This window comes from Clostridium oryzae, assembly GCF_002029235.1.
Classification (GTDB): domain Bacteria; phylum Bacillota; class Clostridia; order Clostridiales; family Clostridiaceae; genus Clostridium_AE; species Clostridium_AE oryzae.
This window is the reverse complement of the sequence record NZ_MZGV01000155.1, coordinates 1-1566: the sequence shown is the minus strand read 5'-3', so window position 1 is coordinate 1566 and position 1566 is coordinate 1. Positions and strand designations below refer to the sequence as shown.

General features: G+C 33.0%; 2 protein-coding genes. Both read left to right on the top strand.

Annotation, left to right across the window (positions count from 1 at the left end):
• The first annotated feature begins 52 nt into the window (after nucleotides 1-52).
• Nucleotides 53-1315, top strand: coding sequence for an IS91 family transposase (locus tag CLORY_RS22770; protein ID WP_079428879.1), 1263 nt, complete (start codon nucleotides 53-55; stop codon nucleotides 1313-1315).
• Nucleotides 1254-1535, top strand: a complete 282-nt coding sequence (locus CLORY_RS22765) for a hypothetical protein (RefSeq protein WP_079428877.1) — start codon at nucleotides 1254-1256, stop codon at nucleotides 1533-1535. Before CLORY_RS22770 ends, CLORY_RS22765 begins: the two co-directional genes overlap by 62 nt.
• Nucleotides 1536-1566 lie beyond the last annotated feature (31 nt).

The window sequence follows — 1566 nt, the reverse complement described above, 5'->3', positions numbered from 1 at the left end:
AGGAAACTATGTAATTGCAAGGTTGTGGATAAGTGTGTAAAATATAGGTATTATGGTAGATAAGAAAATAACAGTAAAAGAAATATTAGTAGATAAGTATCAGGATTTTAAAAATAAATATTGGAGTAAAGTACCTAGAAATATGCGAGAGCATATAGATAATACGGTAAAAAAAGCGTTGCAATGTGGAGATATAAAGAAAGGATTTGCAGAGTATGTATGTCCCAAATGTGGAGCAAGTACAAAAGTAGGATTTACATGCAAAAGCAAGTTCTGTAATAAGTGTGGAAGATTGTACACAATGAAATGGGCAGAAAAGCAGGAGAAAAACATGTTACGAGTAGGACATAGACACAGTGTATTTACAATGCCAGATGAATTAAGAAATTTTTTCTATTCACGAAAAGAATTGTTGAAAGAGTTACAAGATGGAGTATATAACGTAATAAACTATTGGTATAACAAGAACAAAAACGAAAAGTATGAGGTGGGAGTAATAGCAGTAGTTCATACGTTTGGAAGAGATTTAAAGTGGAATCCACATGTACATGCATTAGTAACAGAAGGAGCTATAAACAAAGAAACAAATTGGTGGAAGCCAGTAGAATATATACCGTATCCATATCTGAAAAAGGCATGGCAGAAAGTACTGCTAGACATAATAAAGAAGAACTTTAATAGTTATAAAACAAGGCAATTGGTAAGTAAGTTATATAAGAAGTATCCGAAGGGATTTTATGTAAATGCGAAAAGAAGATTAGATGATACAAAGCAGGCAGTAAAGTATATAGGAAGATATTTGGCGCGAGCAGCAATAGCAGAATATAGAATAATAAAATATGAAAAAGAGATAGTAACATTTTGGTATGCAGATCATGATGACGGACATAAGGTAATAGTAAGTGAAGGAGTTTTAGAGTTCATAGGAAAAATAACACAACATATAATGCCAAAAGGATTAAGGACAGTAAGAAGATATGGAGTATATGCAAGAAAGAAAAATAAGCTGTCAATGCAGATAGTGCAGCTATACAATTTCATGAAGCAAATGACAATAGAAACAATATTGAAAGATAAGAAAAAGCAGGATGAAAAGAAGAAAACATGGAAAGAAAGGATAATAGAGAACTTTGGAGAAAATCCATTGATGTGTAAGAAGTGTAAAGAAGAAAAGATATTATGGAAGATATGGCATAAGGACTACGGGGTGATATATGATATAAGGGAGACGATGAACGAGGAGGATATCTTATATGAAACCCAAAATGGTAGAACACAAATACACAGAAAAATACTACAAATATCAATGCTATAAATGTAATTATTGGGAGTGGGCACCTGCAGATGTGGTAGAAGAGTTTGCGGATATGGATGAGTATTGTAAAGAAGAATATAGTTTGGAACAAGAAGGTAAAAGGAAGGGAATGCCAGTAATGGTCTGCCCTAATTGTGATGCAGATTTTTATTATTCAGGAGAAAAGAAAGTAGAAGAAGGTTCGTATTTAGTTGATGAGAACGAACCTTTTCCATTCTAAAACTCATAGTCCCCGGTAGGGGATTTTTTTA